Consider the following 4,268-nt stretch of genomic DNA (forward strand, 5'->3'; position numbering starts at 1 on the left):
ACAGCGTTACACGCTGCTGTCAACACCTCTTTTTCAACTCCTTTCGGGCTTCGATGAACTGAAACCGCTTGCTGCCGAAAACTGCGTAACTCTTTGTTTACCAAGGAGTTTTCCGTTTCGACTGCGCCGGAAGTGGGGCGAATTATAGACATCCAGAATCTGCCGTCAAGCACTGATTTGGGTTACCTATCAATAACTTGCCAAAAGGCGGAAAACCACCCGATCCCTCTCTATATACAGGAGCAATATAGCTCCCTCTATATAGAGGGAATCCTCAGAGCACCCCAGCCTCTTTGAAAGCTGCCACTGCACCCGCTCCCAGCCCCAGCACACGCTGCAAAACCTCCTGCGTATGCTCACCCAACAAAGGAGGAGCATTGCGGTATTCCACCGGTGTCTCAGACAAACGGATAGGGCTCGCCACCTGCGGCACCATCCCTGCCAACGCATGGGGCATTTCAATCGCCAACCCACGCGCCTTGACCTGAGGATCAGCAAACATCTGCGCCAGATCATTGATCGGACCACATGGCACACCAGCCTGCTCAAGCTGCAACACCCATTCAGCAGTGGTCTTGAACACCGTCGCCTGACGGATCAGCGGAATCAATACCGCCCGATTCGCTACTCGCATCTTGTTTGTCGCAAAGCGCGGGTCATCCGCCCACTGCGATTGCCCGGCCACTTCGGCAAACTTGCGGAATTGACCATCGTTACCCACGGTGAGGATGAAGTCGCCATCCGCTGTAGGAAAGTCCTGATAAGGCACGATGTTGGGATGGGCATTACCCAAGCGCTTCGGTGCATTGCCTGTCGTCAGGTAGTTCATCGCCTGGTTGGCCAGGCACGCGACTTGGACATCCAGCAATGCCATATCGATATGCTGGCCGCCACCGTCGTGATCCCGATGCGCAAGCGCCGCCAGAATCGCTACCGTCGAGTAAAGCCCGGTCAAGATGTCTGTCAGCGCCACACCGACTTTCACCGGCCCGGCCCCCTCAGCCCCTTCGGGTCGCCCCGTCAGGCTCATCAGACCACCCAGCCCCTGGATCATGAAGTCATAACCCGCACGCTTGGCGTAAGGGCCAGTCTGACCAAACCCGGTAATCGAGCAATAAATCAGATTCGGATTAATTGCCTTGAGCGACGCATAGTCCAGCCCATAAGCCGCCAACCCACCGACCTTGAAGTTCTCGATCAGAATGTCCGACTTGGCCGCCAAATCCCGCACCAACTTCTGGCCTTCCGGACGCGTAAAGTCGATGGTGACCGATTGTTTGTTGCGGTTGGCCGACAAGTAATAAGCGGCCTCGCTGGTGTTTTCACCATAGGCGTCTTTAAGGAAAGGAGGCCCCCAGGCGCGCGTGTCATCGCCATTGCCCGGGCGCTCGACCTTGATCACCTCAGCGCCAAGGTCTGCAAGGATCTGCCCGGCCCAAGGCCCGGCCAGTACCCGCGATAAATCCAGTACCCGCAGATGCGAAAGCGCGCCCATGGCCGTTCTCCTATTAATAGAACGCCTGGATGCCAGTCTGCGCGCGACCGAGAATCAGTGCGTGGACGTCATGCGTACCTTCATAGGTATTCACTACTTCCAGGTTAACCAAATGGCGAGCGACACCGAACTCATCGGAGATGCCGTTGCCACCCAGCATGTCACGCGCCATGCGAGCGATGTCCAGGGACTTGCCGCAAGAGTTGCGCTTCATCATCGAAGTGATCTCGACCGCCGCAGTGCCTTCGTCTTTCATACGACCCAGACGCAGGCAGCCTTGCAGCGCCATGGTGATTTCGGTCTGCATGTCAGCGAGCTTCTTCTGGATCAGCTGAGTGGCAGCCAAAGGACGACCGAATTGCTGACGATCCAGGGTGTATTGGCGAGCGGTGTGCCAGCAGAACTCGGCAGCGCCCAGTGCGCCCCAGGAAATGCCATAACGCGCCGAGTTGAGGCAGGTAAAAGGACCTTTCAAACCACGGACGTCCGGAAAGATGTTCTCTTCAGGGACAAACACGTTGTCCATGACGATTTCGCCTGTGATGGATGCACGCAAGCCAACCTTGCCGTGAATCGCCGGAGTACTCAGGCCTTTCCAGCCCTTCTCCAGAACAAAACCACGGATGTCGCCAGCGTCATCTTTACCCCAGACCACGAACACATCAGCAATCGGGCTGTTGGTGATCCACATCTTGTTGCCGGTCAGGCTGTAGCCGCCTTCCACTTTGCGCGCACGAGTAATCATCGCGCCTGGGTCGGAACCGTGGTTAGGCTCTGTCAGGCCGAAGCAACCAATCCACTCACCGGTGGCCAGTTTCGGCAGGTACTTCTGCTTTTGGGCTTCAGTGCCGAATTCATTGATCGGCACCATCACCAGCGAAGACTGCACACTCATCATCGAGCGGTAGCCGGAGTCGACACGCTCGACTTCACGAGCAATCAGGCCGTAGCTGACGTAGTTGAGGCCGCTGCCACCGTACTGTTCAGGGATGGTCGCGCCCAACAGGCCGATTTCGCCCATTTCACGGAAGATCGCTGGATCAGTCTTCTCATGGCGGAAAGCTTCGAGTACGCGCGGTGCGAGCTTCTGCTGAGCGAATTGCTCGGCAGTGTCGCGAATCATGCGTTCTTCTTCAGTGAGCTGTTGATCCAGCAGCAGAGGATCGATCCAGTTGAAGCTAGCTTTACCGCCCATGAGTGTGTCCTCTCGAATCGGGGTCAAATTGCGTGGACTGATCCTAGGCCGGGTTCCGCATTACGGCAAACGAGGATTTTGCATACTGTTGTGCTAATTTCTCACTCCGAAACATCGCAAAAGTGCTTTTATGCGATGCATTAGTGAGGTTGACGTACATGCGTAGGAAAATCCCCAGCACTACAGCCCTGATCAGCTTCGAAGCGGCCGCACGCCACGAAAGCTTTACCAAAGCCGCCCTGGAGCTTTCGCTGACTCAGGGCGCCATTTGCCGACAGATCGCCAGCCTGGAGGAGTTCCTCAGCGTCGAACTTTTCCGACGCTCGCGGCGTGGGGTGAAGCTGACGGAAGCCGGCCTTTCCTACAGCCGCCGCGTGGCCACCCAGCTCGACGCAGTGGAGCGGGACACGCTGTCAGTGATGGGGCAACAGGGCGCCAACGTGATCGAACTGGCAGTGGTTCCGACCTTTGGCACTCAGTGGCTGCTACCGCGACTCAAGGACTTCCAGCAGAAGCACCCGGAAGTGACGGTCAACCTTACGAACCGTACTCGACCCTTTCTGTTTGCCGACACCGACTTCGATGCGGCGATCTATTTCGGCGATGCCGACTGGTCAGGTACCGAATCCCACAGGTTGATGGGTGAAAATCCGATGCCGGTGTGCAGCCCGAACCTATTGGGAAAAAAGACCACTCTGACGCCCGGCGAGATTGCCGAACTCCCACTGCTGCAACAGACCACCCGCCCTTATGCATGGCGTCAGTGGTTCAACTCCAGGAACCTGAATATCCCTCGGGACATGACAGGACCGCGCTACGAGCTATTCTCCATGCTTGCCCAGGCGGCCATGCACGACATGGGCATCGCGCTGATTCCACCGTTCCTGATTCAGCGTGAATTGGCGGAGAAGCGCCTGGTGATTGCCAACACTCAAGCATTGTCGAGCATCAAGGCTTATTACCTGATGATTCCCGAGCGAAAGGTGGAATCGGCCTCTTTAAAGGCATTTCGTGACTGGCTGCTCAATCAGGCACACAGCTACAACCTAGAAGGATAAAGGCTTTAGCCCAATAACTGACCCCGTAGTCAGCAAATACAAAGCCCTACAGATATAACTATATGTCGCATATCCAAAGACTGTACTGAAAAGCGGCACAAACGTCCCACAAGCGCCTGACGACGTGGCTTTGAGCCGCTATTGGCGGGCGATGATGCCTCATTCACAGTAAAGATATGTAAATTACCAAATTTCGACAAAACCCCTTACAAGTCACGGCCTACAAGGGATTGACCCCGTCAGTTGCGACATTCGGTCACGGGGTGACTTGTAGTTAATTTTCCGTCACCCGTCATAATCCCTTGAAGGGCACAAAATTCGCCTGCAAAATGCCGCGCCCCGTCCAGATTTGGCGGGATCGTGCTGATCGGCCGCCCCAGCCGCACCATCCGAAGTGCCTGGGTTTACTCAATAAGATCACGCAGGAGATTTGACGTGCACATTGGTGTTCCTCTCGAAACCCAGACGGGTGAAACACGGGTTGCTGCAACCCCTGAAACCATCAAGAAGCTGATCGGCC

General features: G+C 56.0%; 4 protein-coding genes. 2 read left to right on the forward strand and 2 right to left on the reverse strand.

Annotation, left to right across the window (positions count from 1 at the left end):
• Positions 1–274 precede the first annotated feature (274 nt).
• The gene (locus KGB06_RS28785) at positions 275–1,495 is read right to left on the reverse strand and encodes a CaiB/BaiF CoA transferase family protein (protein ID WP_223521795.1); all 1,221 of its coding nucleotides are present in this window, start codon (positions 1,493–1,495) and stop codon (positions 275–277) included.
• 13 nt (positions 1,496–1,508) lie between these two features.
• Entirely contained in the window at positions 1,509–2,690 is a 1,182-nt protein-coding gene (locus KGB06_RS28790) for an acyl-CoA dehydrogenase (RefSeq protein WP_223521796.1), read from the reverse strand.
• Between the two features lie 158 nt (positions 2,691–2,848).
• Between KGB06_RS28790 and KGB06_RS28795 the strand changes: the two genes are divergently transcribed.
• Positions 2,849–3,748 (forward strand): LysR family transcriptional regulator, encoded by a 900-nt coding sequence (locus KGB06_RS28795; RefSeq protein ID WP_223521798.1) that lies wholly within the window; start codon positions 2,849–2,851, stop codon positions 3,746–3,748.
• Between the two features lie 435 nt (positions 3,749–4,183).
• On the forward strand, positions 4,184–4,268 hold an 85-nt coding region (locus KGB06_RS28800; RefSeq protein ID WP_223473437.1), incomplete at its 3' end, for a hypothetical protein.

It is taken from the genome of Pseudomonas sp. GL-B-19, from assembly GCF_019956415.1.
Taxonomy (GTDB): Bacteria; Pseudomonadota; Gammaproteobacteria; order Pseudomonadales; family Pseudomonadaceae; genus Aquipseudomonas.

Coding starts and splice junctions, on each gene's coding strand:
- KGB06_RS28785 (WP_223521795.1), bottom strand. CDS start 1,495: ATGGGCGCGCTTTCGCATCTGCGGGTACTGGATTTATCGCGGGTACTG.
- KGB06_RS28790 (WP_223521796.1), bottom strand. CDS start 2,690: ATGGGCGGTAAAGCTAGCTTCAACTGGATCGATCCTCTGCTGCTGGAT.
- KGB06_RS28795 (WP_223521798.1), top strand. CDS start 2,849: ATGCGTAGGAAAATCCCCAGCACTACAGCCCTGATCAGCTTCGAAGCG.